Genomic DNA, 24,337 nt, shown 5'->3' with positions numbered 1-24,337 from the left:
TCGTCCTTGACGCCGGCCCCGACTCCGCGAGGTGAGGCGGGTCAGGGTGAGGCGGCTCGGGACAGGGTAGAATGGGGGTCGAACTCAGAGGCCAGTTATTGAGCCGCGGGAGTTGACTTCTCGCCGTACAGTCCGTACAGGACGAACAGCAGGGCGAGGAACAGGAACTCGATTACGACGACCCCGATGAGGGGGAGGTCGTAGTTGAAGAACCCTGCGACCGTGCGGAGTTCGATGGCGACCGGAATGCTGAACGCGATCAGTATGAGCGCTTGTGCTTTGGTGAATCTCATAGTAACACCCCCGCGAGCGCGGCAAACGCACCTGCGAGAACTGTCTTCACTATCTCTACGTCGGGGAACACCGTAACTGGGACGGGCAGCCCGCCGCCGAACAGTCCTCCGCCGTTTTGGATGATGCCCGCAATCGGGAGTGTGTAGGCGAGAATGACGAGGACGACGGCGATACCGGTCCACAGTCCGAGGTTGTCGAGGACGCGCGGGCTTCCCTCTGGCCCAGAGAGGGGTTCCGGGAGGTACTCGTCGACCGGGCGCTCGGATTTCTCACCGAACGCGGTCAGGAGCATGTTGAAGAGGAACAACACCACCGACAGGAACAACAGCAGCCCGCCGAAGGCAATCTGGACGCGAAGCTCGAAGATGCTGCCGATGGGCGTCACGAAGTCGAAGTTCTGGTACTGCGGTTCGGCGGTCCGCCGCGGAATCCCGGCGAGACCGGCGCGGTGCATCGCGTTCGACATGAAGACCATGCCGACGAACCACAGGACGACCTGCAAGAGTCCAATCGGGCGGCTGTAGAGCTTCGTGCCCGTGAGCTGCGGGACGAGCCAGTACGCAGCAGCCATGAAGGTCAGTGCGACCGCCGTTCCGACGGTCATGTGGAAGTGGCCGGGGACCCAAAGCGAGTTGTGGATGAGGTAGTTGATGTTCATCCCGGCGTTGATCATGCCCGAGAAGCCACCGGCGGCGAAGATGAGGCCAGCGAACGCCATTCCGGCGAACGCAGGGTCACGCCACGGGAGCGCACCGAGCCAGCTGAGATAGCCCTCACCGCCGCGCTGTCGCGCACCGTGTTCGATGCTCGCGACTGCGGTGAACGCCGTCAGAAGCGACGGGAGCAGGAGGAACATCGTGTTCGTCATGGCGATGAACTTGAAGCCCTCTGCGATACCCGGGTCGAGGTACTGGTGGTGGATGCCGACCGGGGTCGAAAGCAGGAGGAACAACAGGAACACCACGCGTGCGAGCGGGTCACTGAACAGGCGGCCACCAGCAAGTTTCGGCAGGACAGTGTACCACATCATGTACGCTGGCATGAGCCAGAAGTACACGATTGGGTGGCCGAAGAACCAAAACAGCGTTCTGGTCAAAAGCGGGTTGACGCTCTCGATGAGGCCAAGGGACCACGGGATGAGGAAGAACACCACCGACACGGCCACGCCGACGGTGGCGATGTACCACATAATCATCGTGGTCAGCACCATGAAGGCCTGCAGTGGGATTCGCTCGTTAGGGTTGTCTTCACGCCACGCGCGGTACGAGAGGAACCAGTCGGCACCCGAAAGCCACGTTCCGACGATGAACATCGCCAGTCCGATGTAGAATATCGGGTGTGCCTGCAGTGGCGCGTAGAAGGTAAACAGCACGTCTGCGCTAATTCCGAGACTTGGGACCAGTCCGCCGAGAATGGCAACTGAGGCGAGAACCGACCCAGTCGTCATCAGTCCAAACCACGCCCACGAGAAGAGACTACTCACCGCGGGTTGGTCGAGACTCCGTGCGGTCGCCCAGTGGAAGAACGCTGCAAGGCCGAAGATAGTAAACACGATGGCCAAGAGCACGCCGTGACCGGTCAACAGCGTGTAGTAGTCTGCCGAGTCGATGATTCGGAGGATATCGGTCCGGTGGAGTGCCTGGACGAGACCGAAGAATGCCCCGATACCGAGGGCGACGAACGCGACGAGCAGGTTCGCTCTCGCGACGGCTGCCTCGTCGGGGAACCGCTCGACGAACAGCGGTTCGTTACCAGATGCGGTCGCCATCAGTTCTCTCCCTCCTGGTTTTGTTCTGCGTACCAACTGTCGAATTCACTCTGTTCCATCACGACTATGGACCCTTCCATCACGTGGTGGCCCGACCCACAGTATTCGTTACACACAATCCCGTACTCCCCCTGTTCTTCGAATCGAACAGTGAACTCGGCGACCTGCCCGGGAATCGCCATCGTGTTGGCGTTCGTCCCGACGACGTCGAATCCGTGGATGACGTCAGCAGCAGTCACGTGGAACGTGACGGTACTTCCCTCGGGAACGCGGAGCGGTTCGGACGTTCCGGGTTCGAAGACGAACTGGCGAGCGACGAGATACACGTCGTAGCTGTTCTCGCCGGTCTTCTCGATGCCGGGGTCACCGAACTTCGGGTGGTCGTCGAGCGTCGCCGGGTCGACGGTGCCACCCTTGTCGTCTATCATCTCGATACCTGCGCCGGCGGCACCGTAGGTGATGGTGCCGATGAACCCGACGATGAGGACGAGTGCCAGCGCCAACCAGAGTTTCTCGTAGGCGTGAATCTCCATCTTAGCCCACCACCGTCACGCCGCGACCCAGGAACTCGACGAAGTACATAAACACCCACATCCCCAGGAGGATGGCCATGTAGATGAGGACGAGTATGAGCGTCCCAACTGGGTCGAATTCGTCGTGCCCAATTTCGCGGACGATGCTGTCGTCGGCCGTCCCGACGATAGAATCAGTAGGCGGCTCAGAGCCGCTCTGGTCCACCACGTTTACCCCTCCATCACCGACCAAGTCGGAGTCGTCAGAGGTAGGGGACGCGGTGCTCCCCTCTGTTGTCGAATCAACGGCCATACCCGGTGTTGGGTATGACCAAGACTTCAAGATAAGACCCTATTCTCACGGTGTTAGAATCGGCGAAATCCGAAACAGTACCCACAGTAACTCACTGATATGGAACTCACTCCGCGCCGTGCCGGAACGGTCGCACTGGTCGCGCTCCTGCCAGCAATCGTCTTCGGCGTGACGAAAAACCCCCTCGCAGGGGTCGTCACGGCTGTCAACGTCCTCATCATCTCCACTGTCATCTACCTGCTTATGAGTCCGACAGAGGGTGGACACGGACACGAGAGTAACCACGAACCGGACCACGAACACGAACACACAGCCTGAGATGGCCGGGAGAATGGTGGTCGGTAGCACGGTGTACACCGGAGGGACGAGAGCATGATGGACGGCGGCATTACCGCCCCCACGTGGGTCGCAGAGTCGCCGGAAGCGATTGCGTTCCTCTTCGTCGGACTACTCGGCGGTGCGCACTGTCTGGGGATGTGCGGTCCGCTCGTGAGCGTCTACGCCGACAGACTGAGCGAGCGCGAGCAGACTGACTCACTCACGCTCTTTCAAGTTCGACAGCACGCCCTGTTCAACGTCGGCCGGGCACTGAGCTACGCGGCACTCGGTGCCACCTTCGCCCTCGCCGGAAGTCTGCTTTTCGGGGCGGTCGACGCGCTTTCGCTCTTCGGAACCGGTGTTCGTGGAACGATGGGCCTGCTCGTCGGGAGTGCCATCATCCTCACTGGTGTCGGCTATCTCGTCGGTCGGTCGAGCGCGATGGACCGATTCACGCCCGCTCCCGTCACCCGCCTCTTCGGTCGCATCAGTGGGTGGGCGACAGCTCGCGTCGACCGCCTCGTCGGCGGACCACGAATCCTCGGACTCGGCGCGATACACGGCCTGCTCCCGTGTCCAATCATCTACCCGGCGTACCTCTATGCGTTCGCGACGGGCGCGCCAGTCCGGTCGGCTGCCTTGCTCGGACTGCTCGGCCTCGGGACGATACCGACGCTGTTCCTCTACGGGACGCTCCTCGGACAGGTGTCTGCGCGGCGGCGCAAGACGCTCCACCGCGCACTGGGTGCGTCGTTCCTCGTCCTCGGATACATCCCGCTTTCCCACGGGCTGATGCTCCTCGGCGTCATGGTCCCACACCTTCACGTTCCCTTCTACCAACCGTTGGGGTGACGATGGCGACCAAAACGCAGCCCCGTCGGTCTGCTGGCCAGTCAGATGACATCGATACCGACGGCTGCGACCTCTGTGGCCTCCCAACTCCGTCGCCACCGATTACGGGCGACGACGTAGACGGGGCGTTCTGCTGTCGCGGGTGTCTCGAAATCACGCGCACGCTCGGCGATGCTGCCACGGCAGACCCCGAGACCGTCGAACGCGAACTCGCCGGAGAAGAAGAGACCGTCCCCGACGGAGCCGAGCGAACCTACATGGCCGTCGACGGGATGCACTGTGCGACCTGTGAGGCGTTCGTCTCAGGGACGGCCCGAAACTGCGAAGGTGTCTACGCCGCGGATGCGAGCTACGCAAGCGACATGGTTCGGGTCTCGTACGACCCGGAACAGACCGACCTCGACGACCTCTCGTCGACACTCGCACGCTACGGGTACGGCACCCGTGACCCAGAAGAACGAGCGGCTGCCGAGCGAAGCGACAATCAGGTCGCGCGCTTCGTCATCGGCGGCGGCGTCTTCGGGATGATGGTGATGATGTGGTACGTCCTGTTTCTCTACCCGACGTACGTCGGCATCTCACCGGTCGTCGAACTCGGCTTCTTCGATGGGATGTACATCCTCGGCAACATCTGGCTTATGACCTCTATCGTCTTTTTCTACACGGGCTTTCCCATCCTTCGCGGGGCCGTCGTCAGCCTCCGCGCGGGCCAACCGAACATGGACCTGCTCGTCTCACTCGCGGCGACCAGCGCGTACGTCTACTCGACTGCCGCAGTCGTCCTCGGTGAGAGCCACGTCTACTTCGACGTGACCGTCGCCATCATCCTCGTCGTGACGCTCGGAAACTACTACGAAGACCGCATCAAGCGCAAGGCGGCCGGCATGCTCTCGGACCTCGCGGCGTCTCGCGTCTCAGAAGCTCGCCGCCGCACCGCCGAGGGTGTCGAGACAGTCCCAGTGGACGACCTCGAACCCGGCGACGCGGTCGAGGTCCGCCCCGGCGAGCGCGTCCCAGTCGATGGGACCATCGCCGAGGGGACCGCCGCCGTCGACGAAGCACTCGTCACGGGAGAGTCCATGCCCCGAACCAAACGCCCCGGCGACGAGGTGCTCGGCGGGACTGTCGTCACCGACCGCCCGCTGGTCGTGGAAGTCGGCGAGGACGCGACCAGCACGCTCGACCGACTGGTCGAACTGCTCTGGGACATCCAGAGCGCCCGCTCGGGCGTCCAGCGCCTCGCAGACAAACTGGCGACTATCTTCGTCCCGACGGTGCTCGTCCTCGCGGTGGTCGCCTTCGGCTTGACGCTCTACGGCGGCCAGTCGGCGACTGCGGCACTCCTCGTCGGCCTGACGGTTCTTATCGTCTCGTGTCCGTGTGCGCTGGGACTCGCAACCCCGCTGGCGGTCGCCTCGGGTATCAAGACGGCAGCGAGTCGCGGCATCGTCGTCGCCTCGGAAGCCGTCTTCGAGGCCGTTCCGGACGTCGACGTGGTCGTCTTCGACAAGACGGGAACGCTGACTGACGGCGATATGGCGGTCCTGCGGGTCGAGACTGGTGGAGACGCCGAGAGCGGCACCGAGAACGACTCCGACGCCGATTCTGCCCTCGAAGCGGCCGCCGCGCTGGAACGCTTCTCCGCGCACCCGCTCGCGACGGCTGTCGTCGAGGCGGCCGAGGGGCGCGACCTCGACGTTCCCGACCTCCCCGCCGACGCCGTGACTGTCCACGACAGGGGAGTCTCGGGCGTCGTCGAGTGGGTCAGAGGAGCCGGAGGCGACATAGGTGTCGTCGAAGGCGAAGACGGCACAGGAGTCGCCGAAGGGTCCGAAGATGACACAGGTGCCGCCAAGGGCGAGCGAGTCGTCGTCGGTCACCCGGCACTCCTTCGAGACGAGGGCATGGCAATCGGTGAGACCCTCACCGCCGCAATCGACGCTGCCCGCGAAGAGGGTGCAGTCCCGGTCGTCGTCGGTCGGAGAGACAGCGCACAGGCCGTCCTCGTGGTCGGCGACGAACCGCGAGACGAGTGGGACGACGTGGTCGCCGCCGTCGCCGACGACGGCCGGCGCGACGTGGTCGTTCTGACTGGGGATTCCGAGCGCGCCGCGCGCCGCTTCCGCGACCACCCGGACGTGACCGACGTGTTCGCCGGCGTTCCCCCGGAGGCGAAAGCCGAGACGGTAGACCGCCTCCGCAATCGCGGGACGGTCGCGATGGTCGGCGACGGGAGCAACGACGCCCCGGCGCTCGCGGCCGCCGACATTGGCATCGCACTCGGGACCGGGACGGACATCGCTGGAGACGCCGCGGACGCGGTGCTCGTCGGCCGCAACATCGACGCGGTCCCCGAAGTGTTCTCGCTGTCGGCCGGGGTGAACCGCCGCATTCGCGGGAACCTGACGTGGGCGTTCGGCTACAACGCGGTCGCCATTCCGCTCGCGGTGCTCGGCGTCCTCAATCCGCTTTTCGCCGCCATCGCCATGGGTACGTCGAGCCTGCTCGTCGTCGCCAACTCGTCTCGCTCGCTCGACTAACTGCCGCGAGCGCATTAGTCAAGTCACTGCGTGTCGTTCGTTCACGAACGATGACAGACGACCCCTTCTCACTCTCACTTCCGGAGGGGTGGACCGTCGAACTCGACGTGGACGCGAGCGTCGACGACCCCCGGTCACAAGTCGTCTACGAGTCGCCAGACAGTCGTTTCCGCGTCACTATCACGGAGTTCTCACGCGGACTCACACTCTACTGGTGGGTCGATATCTTCGCCCGGGCGGGCGGCGAGTGGCACCGCCGTGAATCCGGCGTCGGCGATTCGTTCCGAGACCCCGAGGCTGTCGCGGCGGCCGCACAGGACGCCCTCGACCGTCTCGGTGGGTCACTGGAATCGGAACTCGAATCGTTCACCAACGACTGACTTATCAGGTTCCTGCCTAACTAGCCGGTATGTACATCGTCGCCTACAACGGGTCACAGCTGTCGAATGCAGCGCTCCATCGAGCGGCGACCTACGCGAAGCAGACCGGCGACGACGTTCTCGCGGTCGCCGTCGTCCCGGTGGATGCAGAGTACGCTGTCGATCAGGGGTGGATACCATCGAAAGACGACTTCGACCGAGACGATATCGTCAGCGAACTCCACCGCACCGCGGTGAAAATCGCACCGAGAGCGTCGTTTCGGTCACTCGCTGCGGGTCGGTTCCCGGCCCCTGGCGAAATCGTCGGGAAACTCAAGCGAGTCGCCCACAACGAAGGCGCGGACGTCGTCTTCGTCGGAAGCGAAAACGCGGGCCGCGTCGTCACGCCACTCGCCAGCGTCGGTGGCAACGTCGCGAGCGGCAAGACCTACGACGTGCACATCGTCCGACACGCACCGCCGAAAGTTCGAGAGCGGATGCCCAAATCTGAATTCTACTTCACCGACTGACGGCGACCGTGCTTCTCACTTCGGCAGCCCATTCATGTGTCGGCGGCGCGAACCGACCAGTATGGACGATATCAGGTACGTCTACACGGTCGGGTTGGACGACGACGAAATCGCCGAGCGACTGGCGAACGCCTCGTCTGGCATTCTCTCGCTCGCCGACGACGGACGCGCCTACGGAGTCCCGGTTCACGTCGCATACGACGCAGAAGGTGGGCGACTCCTCTTTCGCCTGACCGACGACGGTGACAGCGAGAAGTTCGACTTCGTCGAAACGACGACCGAAGCGACGTTCGTCTGCTATGAAGACGCCGGTAAGGATTCCTGGAGCATCATGGCTCGCGGGTCAGTTCGAACCCTTCCAGACGACGAGGTTCCCGACGACGCCACTATCAACGAACTGTTCGGTGGCGTCCGCGTCTTCGACGAGGAAATCGACGACCTTCAGATTCATCTGGTCGAACTCGACTTCGACGAGCTAACGGGGCGAGAGACGGCCCGGTAAGCGCAGAGAAGGTCGGCACAGCGGGCCACGGGGGGAGGGAGACGGCACGGAAGGAGAGACGGCCACAGAAAGGGGAGACGGCACGGAAGGGGACGCCCACAGAAAGGGAAGACAGCCACAGAAAAGGGACGACACGGGAACCTCACCACAGGTCTGTGAGAATCGTCGGTGGACATACCTTCTCGCGTGTCGTTCACGTGAAACGTGTACGAGCAGGCGACGCGTGAACGACCACCCGACGGCGAGGCGACGGACATCTCGTGGCACGCACTCGACCCCGATGCAGCGCTCTCTCGACTCGACAGCAGTGCCGACGGTCTCGACAGCGACGAGGCCGAACGCCGACTCGAACGCTACGGGCCGAACAAACTCGCCGAAGACGAATCCGTCTCCCCACTGTCGCTTTTAGTCTCACAGTTTACCGGGCCGCTCATTCTCCTGTTGTTCGTCGCTGCGGGTCTCTCGCTCGCGGTCGGCCTGCTTCCGGGGCGCGAACCGGAGTACACCGACGCCGCGCTCATCTTTCTCATCGTGTTCGGCAACGGTATCTTCGGCTTTATTCAGGACTACCGCGCCGAGAAGGCGCTCGAAGCACTCAAAGAACTCACACTGCCGAGTGCGACTGTCCGTCGTGGCGGGTCGCTTCGCGAGGTTCCCGCGGAAGACATCGTCCCCGGTGACGTACTCATCCTCGATGCGGGTGACGCCGTGCCCGCTGACGCCCGGATTCTCGACGCCGCTGACTGCCGAGCAGACGAGTCGACGCTGACCGGTGAGAGCACCTCCGTCGAGAAGGGACCCGCGTCGGTCGCGGAAGAAACACCACTCGCCGAACACCGGAGTGTCCTCCACGCGGGCACGACAGTCGTTCGGGGGCGGGCCGAAGCGGTCGTCGTCGGCACTGCCATGGACACCGAACTCGGAGACATCGCAGACCAACTCGAAAACGTCCGGCAGCGCAAGACGCCGTTCGAGCGCGAAGTCGACCGACTGGGAAGTCGAATCGGCGTCGGCATCGTCGCACTCATCGTCGTCATCGCACTCATCCAGTTGTTCGTCACGGCAACGGACCCCGTTGTCGTCCTTCTCGTCGCGGTCACGCTCGCAGTTGCCGCCGTCCCCGAGGGGCTTCCGGCAGTCGTCACGCTCACGCTCGCACTCGGGTCGCGGACGCTTCTCGAACGAAACGCGCTCGTTCGAAACCTCTCTGTGGTCCAGAGCCTCGGCGCGGTGGACTTCATCGTCACCGACAAGACGGGGACGCTGACGGAGAACCGAATGACGGTCACGAGAGCGTGGTTGCCGGGAAGACAGGCTGTCGAATTCGACGGTGAATCCACCGAGACGGGCCCCGCACTCAGCGCGCTTCTCGCCTGCGGCGTGACGTGTAACGACGCGACGGTCCTCGACGATGGCACGCATCGCGGAGACCCGACCGAAATCGCGCTTCTCACGGCTGCCAACAGCGCCGGTGTCGATGGTGTCGACGACAGACTCACCGAGGTTCCATTCACGTCAGAGCGACGGCGCATGACTGTCGTCGTCGACGAGTTCGACGCCCCGGGCGAGGGTCCGGTCACACTCATGAAAGGCGGCCCGGAAGTCGTCCTCGACCGCTGTGACCGCATTCTGGTCGACGGCGACATCGAACCGTTGACCGAGAACCACCGCAGTGAAATCGAGGCCGCGACGGCCTTGTTCGCCGACGACGCGCTTCGCGTGTTGGGATTCGCGTACGCGCCCGCGGTCGACCCCGACGCCGACGAGGAGACGCTCGAATCCGGGTTGGTCTTCCTCGGATTGCAAGGGATGACCGACCCGCCGAGAGAAGGGGTCGCCGCCGCCGTCTCCGATTGCCAGTCCGCAGGTATTCAGGTCACGATGGCGACGGGCGACACCGCACAGACGGCTCGCGCCATCGCCACAGAGGTCGGCATCGACACCGACACGGTTCTCACGGGCAGCGACATCGCCCAGATGAGCGAGTCAGAACTGCACCACGCAATCGAGGAGACCCACGTGTTCGCTCGCGTCGAACCCGAACACAAGGTCCGTATCCTTCGGGCGCTGCAGGACGTGGGCTACACCGTGGCGATGACTGGCGACGGCGTCAACGACGCGCCGGCACTCGGGAACGCAGACGTGGGCATCTCGATGGGCGAACGCGGGACGCAGGTCGCACAGGGGGCGTCTGACGTGGTTCTCCGCGACGACAACTTCGTCACCATTCGGGACGCAATCGCCGAGGGGCGGGGTATTTTCGACAACGTCCGCAAGTTCGTCAACTACCTCCTGTCGGCAAATGCCGGAGAGGTACTCGTCGTCTTCCTCGGAACGTTGCTCGGCGCGTTGTTGTTCCCAGACGTGTTCGGCTCAGGGTCTGGACTCGTCATCACACCAGTTGCCCTCCTGTGGCTCAATCTCGTCACCGACGGGTTCCCGGCGCTCGCGCTCGGTGCCGACCCGAAATCGGGAGACGTGATGAAGCGCCCGCCGCGCCCACGAGACGAAGGCGTCCTCGACGACCGGACCATCGCGTCTATCGTCGGCATCGGCGTTGCGCTCACCGTGACCGGACTGGGCGCATTCTTCTATGCGCTCGCAGAATCCGGGAGCCTCGTCGTCGCACAGACGGTCCTGTTTACGTTCCTCGTGACCGCCGAGTTGGTTCGCACCCAGTCGGTCAGACTCCGCTACCGGCTCTCGGTACTGTCGAATCCGTGGCTCGTCGGCGCGGTCGGCCTCTCGCTGGCGCTTCACATGCTGTTGCTCTACACGCCCATCGCAGGCGTATTCGGTGTCGTTCCGCTCGGCCTCCGCGAGTGGGGGTGGGTTGCGGGCGCGTTCGTCCCATTCCTCCTTGCGAACCTCGTGGTCTTCCGGGTCAACGAGTGGCTGTTTGGTCGGTGACGAGGCCGAGGAGTTGCGTCCGATAGAGGTAGCCGAACACCGACGCCGCGGCGAGGAGTCCGATGGCGACCGCGAGAAGCGGTCCGTTCGCGTCGGCCGCCGCCGAGCCAGCGATGTTCACGAGAAGGAACCCCGGAAGTCGCCCGACTGCGGCGACTGCGACGATACGCCGGACGGGAATGTCGGTCAGCCCTGCCACGAAACAGAGTGCGTCGTCCGGTAGCCCCGGGACGAGAAAGAACAGAAACAGTACCGCCAGCCCGTGGTTTGCAACTAACCCGTCGAAGCGGTCGAGCGTGTCCGTGGCGACGGCTCGTTCGACGTAGGGGCGGCCAAAGTACCGCGAGAGGGCGACGGCGAGTGCTGTTCCGACGACGATACCAATCATACTGTACAGTGTTCCCAGCGCGGCCCCGAAGAGATAGCCGCTGGCGAAGCCAAGTGCCTGTCCCGGAATCGGTGCGACCAGAATCTGGAGTATCTGGACGCCGACGAACGCGAGTGGCGCGAGCGCCCCGAATTCGAGAAGCCACGCACGGAGTGCGCGCGGGTCGGCAAGAATCGGGACGCGCTCGACGACGACCGACCCACCGACGACTGCCGCGGCGACGAGGACACTTACGAGAACGAGCGTCCGCCATCTGTCACGGGGAGATTCGAAGAGTGTTGGGACACGAACCACGCCTATCACGTCTCGCGCCACTGAGAAAAACCCAGTCGCAGGAGTGCTTTTGTGTCGAGAGAGCGTAATTACGAACATGGCAGACACCATTCTCGTTCCCGTCGATGGCTCACCACTTTCGAAGCGTGCCTTCGAGGAGGCGCTCGGCGACGCCGAATCGACTGTCATCGCATTCCACGTCATCGACCCGTCCGACCCGGGGTACAGCGCGCCGTTGGACGTTGACGTAAGTCTCGAACCACTTCACGGGTCCTCCGAGTGGTACGAGAAGGCCGAACAGATTGCCGACGAGATATTCGAAGAACTCACCGCCCTCGCCGACGGGACCGGTGTCGACGTCGAGACAGAGACACGTCGCGGCGACCCCGCTCGCGCGATTGTCGAGTACGCCCAGGACACCGACGTCGACGCGATTTACGTCGGGAGCCACGGGCGCTCTGGAGAGACAAACCTCCTTCTCGGGAGCGTGGCCGAACTCGTCGCGACGCGCGCGCCGGTTAGCGTGACTATCGTTCGCTGACTGGCTACCGTTCGCTGACTGCGCCTTTTTCGCAGTCAGTCACCCCTCGTCCGCTGCGTCGTCCTCATCGGTTGGCGGGACACACATGACCGGAACGTCAGACAGACGAATCATTCGCTCTGCGACGCTCCCGATGAGGTAGCGCTCCAGTCCGCTGGTACCGTGGGTCCCCATCACGACGAGGTCCACGTCGCGCTCGTCGCTGTATCTCACGATTGTCTGGTGCGGAAGCCCGACCCGAATCTCCGTCTCGACGGGCACGTCGCGGTCGGCCGCAACGTCTGCGACCGCTTGGACCGCCTTCTGGCCGCGTGTCTGCGACTCGGAATCGTCGAGCGGCATGTCGGCGTGGGTGGTTCGAACGTCGACAACGTAGAGGACGTGGAGCGTTGCCCCATAGGCCGCCGCGATGTCAACCGCGTACTCGGCCGCCCGCAGTGCGTACCCGCTCCCGTCGGTCGGCACGAGAATCTGGTCGAACATATCGAACCAAACGCACGACTGAGCGATAAAACTGGACCCGGAACGAAGTTACTCTCCGTCCCGAAGCGAAGGCGAATCGGCTCAGGAATCGAGGTTCGACTCCGGGGCGAGCGTCGCACTGACGAGTTGGTCGACGCCTCGACGGAGGCGTTCGGATGTGGACTGCGCCGAGATATCCAACTCGTCGGCGAGTTCTGTCAGTGAGATTTCTCTCGGAACCTCGAAGTACCCACGTTTCGCGGCGAGTGACAGGACTTGGCGTTGTTTGGGGCTGAGTCCGTAGCCGTTTTCGTCGGTCGTGTCACCGCGGTAGATTCGGTGGACGAACATCTCTACGTCTCGTTCGGCACAGCGCTGCCGGTAGCAGCGCAGTGCGTCACGGTCGGGGAATCGCATCCGAGTGTGGAGACCGTCGACGGTGAACGAGGCATCGAGTCGAGACGCTCCGACTTCGGCATCGGTCGGAAACACAGTCGTGTCTGCATCGTCGGCGACGTACACGCGATAGAGACGCTGTTCCGGCAAGGACTCCATCAGTGTGGGGTCGACAACCGTCTCATCGTTGTGCAAACCAGCCTCGAAGGCGTCGAAATCGCCGCCGTCAGCCCAGACAAAGAGCACCGGTCGTCCCGACTCCGTGGTAATCGTTTGTTCCACGTCGAGTCGCATCTCGGGTGCTCGCTCGAAGGCCCCCATCAACGGGAGGTCCCAACTTCGAATCGTAAACTCCGCGATACAACTCATCTATAGGTATCCCGCACCCCTGGTGCGTAAAATTTCACATTTGGCACTCGAGTGTCGAGAACCAAAGACGGAGAACCGAAATGTGGACCCGGGCAAGATCCACAGTGTCAGAGGCATGCCCACTGGCACGACGGATGCCGGTCGAGTTTGTGGGCATCGATTCGTTCTCGTGCCATCACCCTATACGTACTCCCTGATTGGTCAGGCTGTTTTATACCAGTGGCGAAGCGTCACCCTTACTCGGTGGGCACGATTGGTGAGAGTATGAACGTGCCGTGCGTCCGCGTCCCTCGGGAATCGGGTGAAGAGACGCGGAAGCAACTCGCCGACGCAGACCTACTGGACCACGACCACCAGATTTCGGTCGTCGACGGGGACCTCTACATCCCAGTCGTCGACGCCGACGCCGTGCCATCGGAATTCGAGGTTGTCGAGTACGAGGCACCCGACCGAGACACACAGACGAACCCCGCCGACATCCTCGGGTTCGAGCCCTCCTACGAGCGACTCGGCGACGTGGTCATTCTCGACGAAGACGATGCCGAACGCGCCCACGAGATTGCGGATGCTATCGTCGCGTCCGACCTCCGTGCCGAGACGGTCGTCAACCGCGCGTCCAAAATCAAGGGCGAGCTCCGCGTTCGAGACTGGGACGTGCTCGTCGGCGACTCCACGGAGACGGTCCATCGAGAGTACGGCCACGAGTTCCACCTCGACATCGCGACGGTCTACTTCTCACCTCGTCTCGCCACGGAGCGCCATCGCGTCGTCGAGCAGGTACAGGAAGGCGAGCACGTCTTCGACATGTTCGCCGGGGTCGGCCCCTTCGCAATTCCGGCGGCGGCCAACGGTGCCGAGGTCGTCGCGTGCGACCTGAACGAATCGGCTATCGAGTATCTTCGGGAGAACGCCGACCGCAATGATGTCTCCGACCGCATCACTGCAATTCACGGCGACGTCCGGGAAGTCGCTGTCGACTACGAGGGATGGGCAGAGCGGCTCGTCATGAACCTCCCGCACAGCGCAAACGAGTTCGTCGAGACCGCGGTCAGACTCGCCGCCGACGAGTGTGTCGTTCACTTCTACGACATCCAGCACGAGGACGACCCGTTCGGCCCTGGACTCGACGCGATTCGAGACGCCGCCGAACCAGAGTTCGACGTGGAAGTGCTCGAAGAGAACATCGTCCGCTCGTACGCCCCACACGAGTACAACGTGTGTCTCGACGTTCGCCTGACGAGACGGCAGTAGGACGGTCGAGCGGCGTGCTGGCGACCACCAGACACCACGGTGATTCGCAAGTCTTAATTACGTAACCGGGGTACGGAAGAATGCATTCGGAAGCCCACCGCGCCGGTGTAGCTCAGCTGGCAGAGCGATTCCTTCGTAAGGAATAGGCCGAGGGTTCAAATCCCTCCACCGGCTTTTTCTACCGAACACAGTGAGGTTGAAGAGCCTCGCGTGGAGGAACTTGAAGCAAGGAGCGAACGACAGTGAGCGACTGTGGTTCAAATCCCTCCACCGGTTTACTTTTCCGCGAACTACACGAGGAGCGAAGCTGCGAGTTCGTGAGCGTCAAACGCAGCTACGAGAGAGTTGAACAAGGGAGCGACTGCAAGGAGCGACCGTAGTTCACAACCCTCTCCACTGGCTTACTTTTCACGCATACTGCATAGTCAGCACTGCCTAGTTAAACCAGTTTGAGGAACGAGAAGGTCGTTGAGTGATTTTGGAATGACGCTCGCAGACCTGCTCAGCGAGTACTTTGCGACGGATTTAGAAGAAACAACATGGGTACGTAAGTGACGGCGACGTTCACGAGAGCAGGGTTCTCGTATAGCCCATCAAAACGCTCTGCGTTCTGAAGACGCCTGCCAAGGAGTTTGCCGTCTAGCTCCACGCAACGAGTTCACTGAGAGAAATAAAACAAACTCTGTTTCCCAACAACCGCATCAAGCGCCCGATGTAGGAACTCCGGTTGGGAGGTTAGCAACCCGACAGTGTCCGCTGCCACAATATAACAATTCAAATACCATAATATATTGTACTGATAGACATTCCAACAGATTGATTATGCATGATAGTTGACTGAAATGCAAGATGGATAAAAAGAACGCAGTAGATAAAACTCGAAGAGAAGTTCTAGGGCTGATTTCTGGAGCAGGTGTGCTTTCACTGACTGCTAGTGGAGGAACAAGAATTGCGTCGGCAAAAACAGGTACAGAAGTACAGAATCGGCGGTATATCGATTACATCTCCTCAAAGGTGGAATCACATGGAGAGATTATTGAGGTGAGTGCGGTGAATAAATATTCGAATTCTATGCAGGTCTCTAATGCAGTGGAGCCTGATCAGCACGTCCCACCAAACGGCGGTAGTGGTAGTGGAGACGACGATGAGTGTGAGTCGGGTACGTATGATACCAATTCCGCTGTAGAACCTGATCAACACGTTCCTCCTAACGGTGGTGGTGGCAGTGGAGCAGATGACTGTGGGTCTGGAAGTGGTGATTCTGGTGGAAGTGGTGATTCTGGTGGAAGTGGTGATTCTGGTGGAAGTGGTGATTCTGGTGGAGATGATGAGCCAGAACCTAATGAAGAGCCTTCAGCAACATTCACCTTTTCACCATCTAAGCCCAAAGCATATGAAGTAGTCTCATTTGACGCAGGGAAGTCAAGTGACAGCGATGGATATGTTGAGTCGTATTCTTGGGATTTTGATGACGGGGATTCTAACTCTGGTCGAACAACAACGAATGTATTTCAAGATGATGGAGATTACGAGGTTGAACTAAAAGTCAAAGACAATAATGGTGGTGTTGACAAAGTCACAAAAAAGATTTCTGTCGCAAACCTAGCACCCAATGTTGACTTCAATATCAGTGGGACTCTAAAAACGATGAATCCGATCACATTTGATGCCTCGGACTCTTCAGATGTGGACGGTGAGATCTCATCTTATGAGTGGTCATTTGGAGATGGGTCGTCTNAATCCGATCACATTTGATGCCTCGGACTCTTCAGATGTGGACGGTGAGATCTCATCTTATGAGTGGTCATTTGGAGATGGGTCGTCTGACTCCGGGAAAAAAGTGACACACCAGTATGAACAAGACGGAGAGTACGATGTCTCACTTACAGTAACTGACAGTGACGGAGCGTCCCAGGAGTCAAGTACAAAAATCACGATAAAAAACAGTCAGCCAAGTGCCAACTTCAATATCAGTGGGACTCTAAAAACATTGAATCCGATCACATTTGATGCCTCGGACTCTTCAGATGTGGACGGTGAGATCTCATCTTATGAGTGGTCATTTGGAGATGGGTCGTCTNCAGAGATGTGTATAAGAGACAGCAGTTGGACTATAAAAACATTGAATCCGATCACATTTGATGCCTCGGACTCTTCAGATGTGGACGGTGAGATCTCATCTTATGAGTGGTCATTTGGAGATGGGTCGTCTGATTCCGGGAAAAAAGTGACACACCAGTATGAACAAGACGGAGAGTACGATGTCTCACTTACAGTAACTGACGACGATGGAGCATCGAAGGAAACAATCAAAAGCATTTCAATCAATAACCGTCGGCCATCTATTAACTTCCAATCGGAAAATGGGATTATGATACCTGGACTTGGTGAAAAGGCGATTCCCGTTGCCGCAGGTGCACCAGTTGAATTTGAAGTAGAGACCTCTGACGAAGATGGAGAGGTCATGAGTGTTTCGTGGGACTTTGATGATGGGGTACAAAAGAATGGGGAGACAGTCGAGCACAATTTCAGACAAATTTGCTTTTATAGACCTAAAGTAACCGTAACCGATGACGATGGTGGTAAGAGAACAAAGACGTTTAACGTGATCTCTGGAACAATCGAACAGGTGGAAGTGGTGTTCATGGACAAAAGCACTGAGACACACCAAGTAATCTCAGCATTGGCGCAAGGAAGTAAAAAATTCATTAAATTTGTCCGCACCCCAGAAGGTATGTACCAATATAACCCAGATAATCAAGGCACGCTCCTGGTGTAAAACAAGAAAACAATCATTCATTTTCATCCGGGATTATTTAAACACTGTCTTCTTATTAAGACTCTTAATTTCTTAATCTATTAGATGTTGATATTTAGAAATTTATATAATGGTTGGAATAGGTATAGTTTGTATGGCTGTAGACAATTCCCGTGATACAAATCATCAACAGTCTAGTTTAACTATCTCTCGTTGGTGGTTACTTGTCCTAATACCAGGATTAACACACATTAGCGTATTCGCATTCAGAGAGCTTGCACAGATAAGCCGTGGTACATTTCCAACACTAAGAATAATCTTTGCAATTATCACTGGACTTTTGATACTCATTACTGGATTGCTACTATTCCCGATGCCAATTAGTCTATTTCTTGATGCAAGAAGGATCAGAAAGAGTTCGGTCGCGTGGAATCCAAACCCATTTTTATGGGCGGGGTTGGGCATGGTATTTTTGATCAGACTCATAGTAACTAAAAATGCAGGCGCGATGTACGTAGCAGGAATCTACCTTCCGATCCGATTTTGGCGACTTAAATAGTGAATTAGTATCTACAGGTACTGTCTAGTTAACTCCTGAGTTGGTGATCGTCCGTCAAGCGATTGATCTGGTCGCTGAAAGTTATAGTAATGGACAAGCTCTACAACTATTGGCGGGCACTCATCCGACTTTCCACCCACGGGTTGTGGAAACAGCCGATCCAATATTGACGTCTGAAACCACTTTTTTAATCAGGTTTTGGTCTGTGTAGTCGACCCAATCGTTCAACCTTAATCGAGAGAAGGCAGTCCGATAGCCTAATGCATCAGATAGAAACACCATCTCTGAACAGTCGTGCTTCTCACAGACTCCGTGGAGAAACGCAGCCGCTGGAGCAGTTCCATAACGCTTGAACAGCGCGACATCAAGAACCACTTTTTGTGTCGAGGTCTACTGCAGCGTACAACCAAGACCACCCGCCGTTGGTTTTGACAGCGGTCTCGTCGTCTGCGACCCGTCTCAGTGTCACCTTCGACGGGTCTGAAACGGTGTCAGACAATCGACGAACCCAATTTAAAAAAAACTGCTTGAAACGAGCGTTCTACGCCTAATAGCCGAAGAACCGTTTCTGTCTTTTTGAGTGAAAGACCGGCAGCATGGAGCGGACGGCGACGCCCGTCCGGGCGTTCGCCGCTGCTCCCGCTGCCAACATTCAAGCGTAGCTGTGTCCAAACTCTCGCTGAGCAGGTCTGAGAGTAGCATAGGAAGCTAGCTCTTCGACCGATTTATTCCTTAGCTAGACGGTGCTTTCTACATATGATGTCAGAAAGACACTGAATTTGCAGCAAAATTGGCAAAGATAGCAGATCCTAATGCAATACCGATAGCCTGCATTTCAGTTGATCCTGCAGCCATAATTGCAGCACCGAATAAACTTGTGCCAGATGCAAAGACGGCAATTAGCAAAGCTGCAAGAATAATGGTTAATATAGCCATTAATATGGGATTATCACCTATTGCAGACTGTACCTCTTCAGATGCTAACATTGCGTGTTTCATGATTTCATACCCAGAAGGTGCCAAGTCCACTAGGCTCGGAGATGCTGAAGGGGGCTCTATGTCGTCAACGCAGAAGACTTCCTGACATTTGTGTACACCTGGAAGTAAGGAAGTGCCAGCAAATATACAGGCATCATCTACGTTTATTCCAAAAAATCCACCTATACTTAAATTAACGGTTCGAGAACGGCAATCATTTATTGAAAGTCCAAGGAGGTTGAACCCCATAGTAATCCCATTTCCAGGTGTGAGTTTCCCATTACATCCTGCATCAACTATATTCATTGGTTTAATGCATATCTCATCAGTTGCAACCCCAGGAATACCAGATGGGTCGAGACACACAGTTGTTTTTTTCGCAACTGATTTAGCGATTCCAGACACTGATATCTTACCTGCCAGTTTAGGTTCTTCACCAACACCAGGAATGTCTGGACCCGGAGAACCAGGGGAACCAGGAGAACCAGGAGAATAACTTTCTGTTCCGATAGTATCTGAAGAGCTATTTTGTGAGTATTCTCCGAGCGTTAGATCAGCTTCCGCCATTTTTGTCATCTTATCAATTGCCGTCTCTGCTTCTCTTTGTGGGAACGATTTGATATGAGCCACAAAACTCACGTTTCAATGCATATACATTATTTTTACGGAATGTATAGAATGGCTATGTGTGTCTGTACCTTTGCATACGTCCAATTACATCCATATATTTGGGAAAGACCCCATTATTTATCTCCATCTCCCACATTATAGGGCGTGGTAGCAACTAGTAGTTCTCAAATTTCAATCCCTCTCGCACCAATCCCATACTGAGCGAGGGTGATTCACCGGTACAATCCCAATATCAGTCAGCAATTCTCCAGAGTTGCGCGGGAGCGTCGGGTCCAGTTGCTTCAAATCGGAAGACAAGAGAGAGAACCTACAATTGACCAGCTGCTGGTACTTCAACGCGTTCTCTTTACTACCCTCTTACTACCTCCCCTCGACCCAACACACCACCACTTTCACCAGAATTAATTGTCGGGCGAAAGGGATTTCACGCGATGCCCTCCACGAACGACATCGAACGGCCACAAGAAGCGCTCGCGGTCGCACAGCGATATTACAGGCGCGAGCGTCTGTTGAGTTTCCTCGTCGTCTCACTCGTAACGTCGCTGTTCCTCGGGAGCTACCTGCTGACGTCACTGCTGCCTGCAGTCGTCGTCGTCGCTGCACTCTTGGTCGTCGTCGCCCGCGCTCCAATTCTACAGTCGTATGGGACGGTTCGACTCCGAACTGACGATGCTCCGGAAGCTGTCGTCAACGAGTTCGCCAGCCCGACGCCGCCGATGCTCGCGCTTCAGTGGGGTGTCGCGGACGAGGTAACGACGGGAGACGGAGACGTCACGTACCCGATTTCGTATCTGTTCGGGCTGCGCACTGCTGAGATGGCCCTCCAAACACAAACGGAGCCGACACCAGACGGTGCGCACCGAGTCACCGTCGAGATTACAATGAACGACCAGCCGTGGGCGACATATGTCGCGACAATCGAGGGCAACGATGGGGCCAACGGCAGCGATGCCAACGGTAGCACCGACAACAGCAACGGCCAGACAACAGTCGACATCGAGTATACGTCGAATCGACGATTCGGACTGCGGCGCTTCCCGCAGCAGTTCTTCACGGAACGATACCGCGACGAGGCGCTGTCGGTCCAAGGGTACACAGTCGTCGGGCGCGATTCACACTTCGGTCTCTGAACGGACGTTCTGGTTCGTCACTCTCCTGTATCAGTCGAGTGTGGGGACGGCTGCAACTCCTCGTCGCCTCACCCAAGAACGATACACGTGCTCGTCCGACCGACGCCTTCGAACTGTTGAATGTCGTCGGAGATGAGCCCGAGTAGGTCGCGCTCCGAGTCGGCTTCGACTTCGGCGACGATATCGAACTCGCCAGCGACGATGCTCGCTTTCACGACGTTGTCGAGTGTGCGCAGTTGCTCGACGACATCCCGTGCGGTTCCCGCACCGGTCTGGATGGTGACGTATGCCTCGACCATTTGTAACTATAGCCTGTCAACCAGTATAAATGTACGTCCGGCTGTGAGCAGCCATCGAGCGACCCAGACATGTACGTCCTTTCACGTCGAGTCGAACAGTTGGTCCCAGACAGTATGACACTCGCGGCAGAGGTACCCCGTGAATCCATCGACCGTATGTCCGAGCACGGTCGTGTCGGCACCGCATCGTTCACATCTCATACACTCGCGTTCCACTGACTATCGTATTGTAATGAGTCTCATAGAATCCGTCCAATCGAACTTGAAAACCGGTTGTAACGGACTAAAACGGCAGACTGCGGTTCAGTAGTCGCCCAGCCCGCACACGCCCGCCTCGTCGCCCATCCGCTTTACGCCGGGTGCGAACCGACCCAACTTCCAGTCGGGGTCGTGGCCCGTTTCCTCGCGATGGTCTTCGATTCGTTTCCGTGCCGCGGCTAGTTTTTCGAAGGTCTCTTCGAGCCCACAGTCCGGACAGTGAACCGTCGCACGGGGGGTCGTCATTGTCCGAATACAGCACAGCCATCGGCATAATTGCGTCGGACACGCTGTACAAGTCGATATGTGGGGATTTCGTACACAGAACAGTGTGTCAGATGGCCACAAGTGCCGAACGAGGACGGTTACTACGAGTACGGCTACTGGAACACCACCGGACTGCTTCGGCAAAAATGGGGTAGACAGCAGTGGTCGTCAACCCATGACGAGTGACATCCAACGGTTCTGTTGGACGAACTCCACCTCTTCGAGGTACGCGTCGACTCCGAGGATACGGCCCGCACCAAATGCACCGAGACCGAACAGGAGCACGGCGTAGACCATGTGGTCGTCTACGACCCAGCCGTGGGCGAGGGGCAGGCCCGCGAGGAGGCCGCCTTGCAGCGATGCTGCCCAGTAGAACAGCATCATCACCGCACCCCAGAACGCACTCCATCGGACGAACGCGCCGAGAATGAGCGCTAACCCAGTGAGGGTCAGCCCCCACATGTTCAGCATGTCGATAAGCGGACTTCCAGCCATCGAACTCCACAGCCCCATCAGTGGGTTCCCCGGTGGAATCGCGTTCGCGAGGAATCCCGCGGCCGTCCAGTCGTTCGACGGGTCAGCGTCGAGGTAGGTGATGAGTTTCGTGACACCACCTTGGAACAGTGTCCACCCCATCACCACCCGTAGGAGGAACAGCGAGTAGCCGACCCACCGCTCCGAGTACTCGAACTGTACGTCCTGTCCGAACATTTCAGTCTCTAGCGTGCGACTACTCGTTGCCATACAGATGGACGTACTATTTTCAAGTCAAAATAATGTGGTTGTTATTCTCACTCATTAAGAGCGACAACGAAGGTCACGCTGTTTATCATCGCCGACGACAGAGCACCAGCATGCTCACCTTCATCGGACTCGGTCTGTACGACGAGCGGTCAATCACAGTTGAGGGGGCAGAAGCTCTCGAAGCCGCCGACCGTGCGTTCGCAGAGTTCTACACCAGCCACCTCGTCGGCGCGAGTGTCTCCGACCTCGAAGCATACCACGACATCGACATCGAGGTACGCGACCGTGCCGGTGTCGAACAGGACCCTGACGAGATTCTCGATGCGGCCGAAGCCGAACACATCGCCTTCCTTACCGCCGGTGACACGATGATTTCGACGACGCACGTCGACCTTCGATTGCGTGCCGAAGAACGCGGTATCGAGACAAAACTCGTCCACGGTGTGACGGCCCAGTCAGCCGCAAGCGGTCTCACTGGTCTCCAGAACTACCGCTTCGGAAAAGCAGTCACGCTTCCGTTCCCCTTCGTTCACGGTGGCGACCCCGTCCCACAGAGCGTCGTCGATTCCCTCGAAGCAAACCGCGAACGCGGTCTCCACACGCTCGTGTATCTCGACATCAAGGTCGAATGGGAGGGTCGCCGCGGCGTCGAAATCGACGGCGACGAGTACATGACGGCCGACTACGCAGCCGAGTTGTTTGCCGAGCACTGGGACCCCGACGCACTCGGCGTTGCTGTCTGCCGAGCGGGCAGTCCGAACCCTGTCGTCGCCGCGGACCGGCTCGAAGCACTCGCCGAGCGTGACTTCGGTGACCCACTCCACATGCTCATTATCCCTGGGGAGGTCCATCATGTCGAAGCCGACGCGCTGATGGCTCTCGGGGGGGCACCAGAGAACCTCTTCGGCGACTTCTAAAACGGACCAGTTCCGCGAAACTCGTCTCCTCCGAGACTATGCTCGCCGGTCGTCCGGGACGTCGATACCGAGTTCGGCGCGCAGGTCGTGTTCTTCTCCGGTGATCATGTAGAGAACGTCCTCGATGATGGTGAGCAGTTCTGGCACCTCTCGGACGACCAAGTACGTGATTCCGACGAGTGCAACCACCGCGAGCACTTGGCTGATGATTCGGTCGGAGATGAAAAACGAGACCATGTAGGGGTCAGACGACCCAAACAAGAAGAGAATCTCGTCGACGAACAGTTGGAAGTACTGCTTGCCGACCGAGATAGTGATGAACGTCGTCCGGAACAGGTTTAGGGCGTAGATGATTGGAACGGCAATGGCAAGCCCACGAGCCTTGCGGCGGAGGGGGGCATCCACTGCCGCGATGAGGCCAGCGAAGATGGCGATACTTCCGAGCCCAGTGCAGGCAAGAACGACCGAGACCTCGATACGGTGCGAGCCCTGCATCCACAGGAAGGTGTTCAAGTAGCCTTCGTCGCCAGTAATCATCGTCGTCGAGTAGCCGAGCGACTCGATGAGGAAGTTCGTCTGTGCGGCGACGGTCTCCATCAGTACCCCGCGTGGTGCAGGAATCGTCGTTCCCAGAAGCGTCAACGCTGGTATCGTCTCGAAGGGCAAGTAGACCACACCCATCGCTGCAACGGCACGCGAGAGGACGAAAAGTGAGTCTCGTCCGCTGTAGAGGAGCCATCCAGCGTAGAGCGATGCTGGAACAGCTGCGATAGTCAACAACCCCTCGATGTAGCTCTTGTGAACGAGCGTAAAGTGCGGAATGAGTTGGAGCCAAAAGAGTGCAAAGAGAACCCACCCGGCAGTCATCACGTTGCGGCCGAGTCCGCGGTCACGACCGGTCGCAACCACACCTGCCACGAAGGTCGCAATGACCACCCAAGCGAGGATATCAGAGAGCAGTCCGGGCATACGTGTTGGGATGTCGTGCAGCCACTAAATCCCTTGTCGTTGCGTGCGCCCAGTGCGCTCGACCGGTTGGGGAGGGTGACCTTCTGTGCGAACGGAACCTGACGCTATCGCTCCCGGTGGAAGCACGATAAAAGAAATTTGAGGGGACCGGGAAGTTCCCGGTGGTAGTTAGCTATCGGAGTTAGTCGCGGCGGACTGCGAGGAGTGCCGCAGCGACGAGGGCGACGAGGGCCACAGCGATACCGAAGCC

26 protein-coding genes, 1 tRNA gene and 1 pseudogene are annotated in these 24,337 nt (G+C 58.7%); 14 read left to right on the top strand and 14 right to left on the bottom strand.

Annotation, left to right across the window (positions count from 1 at the left end; genetic code table 11):
- Positions 1-95: 95 nt before the first annotated feature.
- The 4 genes from C453_RS06805 to C453_RS06790 are packed head-to-tail and all read right to left on the bottom strand — an operon-like array spanning position 96 to position 2,800.
- A complete protein-coding gene (locus C453_RS06805) occupies positions 96-293 on the bottom strand; it encodes a hypothetical protein (RefSeq protein ID WP_007538970.1) in 198 nt (65 codons plus the stop codon).
- Positions 290-2,062 carry a b(o/a)3-type cytochrome-c oxidase subunit 1 gene (locus C453_RS06800; protein WP_008323514.1) on the bottom strand — a complete coding sequence of 591 codons (1,773 nt, stop codon included), beginning with the start codon at positions 2,060-2,062 and terminating at the stop codon, positions 290-292. The genes C453_RS06805 and C453_RS06800 overlap by 4 nt, the downstream gene beginning before the upstream one ends.
- Positions 2,062-2,595, bottom strand: coding sequence for a cytochrome c oxidase subunit II (locus tag C453_RS06795; protein ID WP_008323513.1), 534 nt, complete (start codon positions 2,593-2,595; stop codon positions 2,062-2,064). Before C453_RS06795 ends, C453_RS06800 begins: the two co-directional genes overlap by 1 nt.
- Position 2,596: 1 nt before the next feature.
- A complete protein-coding gene (locus C453_RS06790; protein WP_007538964.1) occupies positions 2,597-2,800 on the bottom strand; it encodes a hypothetical protein in 204 nt (67 codons plus the stop codon).
- Between the two features lie 186 nt (positions 2,801-2,986).
- On the opposite strand from C453_RS06790, the gene C453_RS06785 reads away from it, so the two are divergent.
- From C453_RS06785 to C453_RS06755, 7 genes are all read left to right on the top strand, one after another.
- Entirely contained in the window at positions 2,987-3,205 is a 219-nt protein-coding gene (locus C453_RS06785; RefSeq protein WP_008323511.1) for a hypothetical protein, read from the top strand.
- A gap of 57 nt (positions 3,206-3,262) precedes the next feature.
- Positions 3,263-4,057: a sulfite exporter TauE/SafE family protein gene (locus C453_RS06780; RefSeq protein ID WP_008323510.1), complete on the top strand. Its 795-nt coding sequence runs from the start codon at positions 3,263-3,265 to the stop codon at positions 4,055-4,057.
- A gap of 2 nt (positions 4,058-4,059) precedes the next feature.
- A complete protein-coding gene (locus C453_RS06775; RefSeq protein WP_008323509.1) occupies positions 4,060-6,597 on the top strand; it encodes a heavy metal translocating P-type ATPase in 2,538 nt (845 codons plus the stop codon).
- Positions 6,598-6,647: 50 nt separating this feature from the next.
- The gene (locus C453_RS06770; RefSeq protein WP_008323508.1) at positions 6,648-6,977 is read left to right on the top strand and encodes a hypothetical protein; all 330 of its coding nucleotides are present in this window, start codon (positions 6,648-6,650) and stop codon (positions 6,975-6,977) included.
- Positions 6,978-7,006: 29 nt separating this feature from the next.
- Positions 7,007-7,486, top strand: a complete 480-nt coding sequence (locus C453_RS06765) for a universal stress protein (protein WP_008323507.1) — start codon at positions 7,007-7,009, stop codon at positions 7,484-7,486.
- A 61-nt stretch (positions 7,487-7,547) separates the two neighbouring features.
- On the top strand, positions 7,548-7,988 hold the full coding sequence (locus C453_RS06760) for a pyridoxamine 5'-phosphate oxidase family protein (protein ID WP_008323506.1): 441 nt from the start codon (positions 7,548-7,550) through the stop codon (positions 7,986-7,988).
- 204 nt (positions 7,989-8,192) lie between these two features.
- Positions 8,193-10,898, top strand: a complete 2,706-nt coding sequence (locus C453_RS06755; protein WP_008323505.1) for a cation-translocating P-type ATPase — start codon at positions 8,193-8,195, stop codon at positions 10,896-10,898.
- Here the strand turns inward: C453_RS06755 and C453_RS06750 are convergent.
- Positions 10,873-11,580, bottom strand: a complete 708-nt coding sequence (locus C453_RS06750; RefSeq protein WP_049907561.1) for a TVP38/TMEM64 family protein — start codon at positions 11,578-11,580, stop codon at positions 10,873-10,875. The two genes, C453_RS06755 and C453_RS06750, sit on opposite strands and share 26 nt — an antisense overlap.
- 76 nt (positions 11,581-11,656) lie before the next feature.
- Between C453_RS06750 and C453_RS06745 the strand changes: the two genes are divergently transcribed.
- Entirely contained in the window at positions 11,657-12,100 is a 444-nt protein-coding gene (locus C453_RS06745; protein WP_008323503.1) for a universal stress protein, read from the top strand.
- Positions 12,101-12,139: 39 nt separating this feature from the next.
- Here C453_RS06745 and C453_RS06740 read toward each other — a convergent pair whose 3' ends face one another.
- Both C453_RS06740 and C453_RS06735 read right to left on the bottom strand, forming a co-directional pair.
- Positions 12,140-12,583: a universal stress protein gene (locus C453_RS06740; RefSeq protein ID WP_008323502.1), complete on the bottom strand. Its 444-nt coding sequence runs from the start codon at positions 12,581-12,583 to the stop codon at positions 12,140-12,142.
- Between the two features lie 81 nt (positions 12,584-12,664).
- Positions 12,665-13,327, bottom strand: a complete 663-nt coding sequence (locus tag C453_RS06735; protein ID WP_049907560.1) for a helix-turn-helix domain-containing protein — start codon at positions 13,325-13,327, stop codon at positions 12,665-12,667.
- A gap of 264 nt (positions 13,328-13,591) precedes the next feature.
- Here C453_RS06735 and C453_RS06730 point away from each other — a divergent pair, with 264 nt between their 5' ends.
- The 4 genes from C453_RS06730 (at position 13,592) to C453_RS19515 (ending at position 17,357) form a co-directional block, all read left to right on the top strand.
- Entirely contained in the window at positions 13,592-14,578 is a 987-nt protein-coding gene (locus C453_RS06730; protein WP_008323500.1) for a class I SAM-dependent methyltransferase, read from the top strand.
- A gap of 101 nt (positions 14,579-14,679) precedes the next feature.
- Positions 14,680-14,752 (top strand) — tRNA-Thr (locus tag C453_RS06725).
- A 675-nt stretch (positions 14,753-15,427) separates the two neighbouring features.
- Positions 15,428-16,333 carry a PKD domain-containing protein gene (locus C453_RS19520; RefSeq protein WP_152418027.1) on the top strand — a complete coding sequence of 302 codons (906 nt, stop codon included), beginning with the start codon at positions 15,428-15,430 and terminating at the stop codon, positions 16,331-16,333.
- Positions 16,245-17,357: a PKD domain-containing protein gene (locus tag C453_RS19515; protein WP_083881580.1), complete on the top strand. Its 1,113-nt coding sequence runs from the start codon at positions 16,245-16,247 to the stop codon at positions 17,355-17,357. Before C453_RS19520 ends, C453_RS19515 begins: the two co-directional genes overlap by 89 nt.
- A 549-nt stretch (positions 17,358-17,906) precedes the next feature.
- Here C453_RS19515 and C453_RS19510 read toward each other — a convergent pair.
- Together C453_RS19510 and C453_RS19925 are read right to left on the bottom strand one after the other, a co-directional pair.
- Positions 17,907-18,597, bottom strand: a pseudogene (locus tag C453_RS19510) (IS6 family transposase).
- A gap of 60 nt (positions 18,598-18,657) precedes the next feature.
- Entirely contained in the window at positions 18,658-19,503 is an 846-nt protein-coding gene (locus tag C453_RS19925; RefSeq protein WP_152418026.1) for a hypothetical protein, read from the bottom strand.
- A gap of 431 nt (positions 19,504-19,934) precedes the next feature.
- Between C453_RS19925 and C453_RS06710 the strand changes: the two genes are divergently transcribed.
- Entirely contained in the window at positions 19,935-20,633 is a 699-nt protein-coding gene (locus tag C453_RS06710; RefSeq protein WP_008323497.1) for a hypothetical protein, read from the top strand.
- A 68-nt stretch (positions 20,634-20,701) separates the two neighbouring features.
- Here the strand turns inward: C453_RS06710 and C453_RS06705 are convergent, their stop codons facing one another.
- From C453_RS06705 to C453_RS06695, 3 genes are all read right to left on the bottom strand, one after another.
- Entirely contained in the window at positions 20,702-20,932 is a 231-nt protein-coding gene (locus tag C453_RS06705; protein ID WP_007538926.1) for an Lrp/AsnC family transcriptional regulator, read from the bottom strand.
- 303 nt (positions 20,933-21,235) lie between these two features.
- Complete coding sequence (locus C453_RS06700) at positions 21,236-21,436, bottom strand: DUF7542 family protein (protein ID WP_008323495.1); 201 nt, start codon at positions 21,434-21,436, stop codon at positions 21,236-21,238.
- A 189-nt stretch (positions 21,437-21,625) separates the two neighbouring features.
- Positions 21,626-22,168: a DoxX family protein gene (locus tag C453_RS06695; RefSeq protein WP_008323494.1), complete on the bottom strand. Its 543-nt coding sequence runs from the start codon at positions 22,166-22,168 to the stop codon at positions 21,626-21,628.
- Between the two features lie 143 nt (positions 22,169-22,311).
- Between C453_RS06695 and dph5 the strand changes: the two genes are divergently transcribed.
- Entirely contained in the window at positions 22,312-23,118 is an 807-nt protein-coding gene (gene dph5, locus C453_RS06690) for a diphthine synthase (RefSeq protein WP_008323493.1), read from the top strand.
- A gap of 36 nt (positions 23,119-23,154) precedes the next feature.
- On the opposite strand, the gene artA is transcribed toward dph5, so the two are convergent.
- Complete coding sequence (gene artA, locus C453_RS06685) at positions 23,155-24,087, bottom strand: archaeosortase A (RefSeq protein WP_008323492.1); 933 nt, start codon at positions 24,085-24,087, stop codon at positions 23,155-23,157.
- Positions 24,088-24,268: 181 nt separating this feature from the next.
- The coding region (locus tag C453_RS20990; RefSeq protein WP_008323491.1) for a PGF-CTERM sorting domain-containing protein at positions 24,269-24,337 on the bottom strand (69 nt) is incomplete at its 5' end.

The organism is Haloferax elongans ATCC BAA-1513, assembly GCF_000336755.1.
GTDB lineage: Archaea > Halobacteriota > Halobacteria > Halobacteriales > Haloferacaceae > Haloferax > Haloferax elongans.
Note: the sequence above shows the minus strand (reverse complement) of the source record. Positions and strands in the feature narration are given on the sequence as shown.

Coding starts and splice junctions, on each gene's coding strand:
- C453_RS06775 (WP_008323509.1), top strand. CDS start 4,060: ATGGCGACCAAAACGCAGCCCCGTCGGTCTGCTGGCCAGTCAGATGAC.
- C453_RS06800 (WP_008323514.1), bottom strand. CDS start 2,062: ATGGCGACCGCATCTGGTAACGAACCGCTGTTCGTCGAGCGGTTCCCC.
- C453_RS06695 (WP_008323494.1), bottom strand. CDS start 22,168: ATGTTCGGACAGGACGTACAGTTCGAGTACTCGGAGCGGTGGGTCGGC.
- C453_RS06740 (WP_008323502.1), bottom strand. CDS start 12,583: ATGTTCGACCAGATTCTCGTGCCGACCGACGGGAGCGGGTACGCACTG.
- C453_RS06805 (WP_007538970.1), bottom strand. CDS start 293: ATGAGATTCACCAAAGCACAAGCGCTCATACTGATCGCGTTCAGCATT.
- C453_RS06770 (WP_008323508.1), top strand. CDS start 6,648: ATGACAGACGACCCCTTCTCACTCTCACTTCCGGAGGGGTGGACCGTC.
- C453_RS06710 (WP_008323497.1), top strand. CDS start 19,935: ATGCCCTCCACGAACGACATCGAACGGCCACAAGAAGCGCTCGCGGTC.
- C453_RS06785 (WP_008323511.1), top strand. CDS start 2,987: ATGGAACTCACTCCGCGCCGTGCCGGAACGGTCGCACTGGTCGCGCTC.
- C453_RS06780 (WP_008323510.1), top strand. CDS start 3,263: ATGGACGGCGGCATTACCGCCCCCACGTGGGTCGCAGAGTCGCCGGAA.
- dph5 (WP_008323493.1), top strand. CDS start 22,312: ATGCTCACCTTCATCGGACTCGGTCTGTACGACGAGCGGTCAATCACA.
- artA (WP_008323492.1), bottom strand. CDS start 24,087: ATGCCCGGACTGCTCTCTGATATCCTCGCTTGGGTGGTCATTGCGACC.
- C453_RS06765 (WP_008323507.1), top strand. CDS start 7,007: ATGTACATCGTCGCCTACAACGGGTCACAGCTGTCGAATGCAGCGCTC.
- C453_RS06795 (WP_008323513.1), bottom strand. CDS start 2,595: ATGGAGATTCACGCCTACGAGAAACTCTGGTTGGCGCTGGCACTCGTC.
- C453_RS06730 (WP_008323500.1), top strand. CDS start 13,592: ATGAACGTGCCGTGCGTCCGCGTCCCTCGGGAATCGGGTGAAGAGACG.
- C453_RS06705 (WP_007538926.1), bottom strand. CDS start 20,932: ATGGTCGAGGCATACGTCACCATCCAGACCGGTGCGGGAACCGCACGG.
- C453_RS06700 (WP_008323495.1), bottom strand. CDS start 21,436: ATGACGACCCCCCGTGCGACGGTTCACTGTCCGGACTGTGGGCTCGAA.
- C453_RS06745 (WP_008323503.1), top strand. CDS start 11,657: ATGGCAGACACCATTCTCGTTCCCGTCGATGGCTCACCACTTTCGAAG.
- C453_RS06760 (WP_008323506.1), top strand. CDS start 7,548: ATGGACGATATCAGGTACGTCTACACGGTCGGGTTGGACGACGACGAA.
- C453_RS06735 (WP_049907560.1), bottom strand. CDS start 13,327: ATGAGTTGTATCGCGGAGTTTACGATTCGAAGTTGGGACCTCCCGTTG.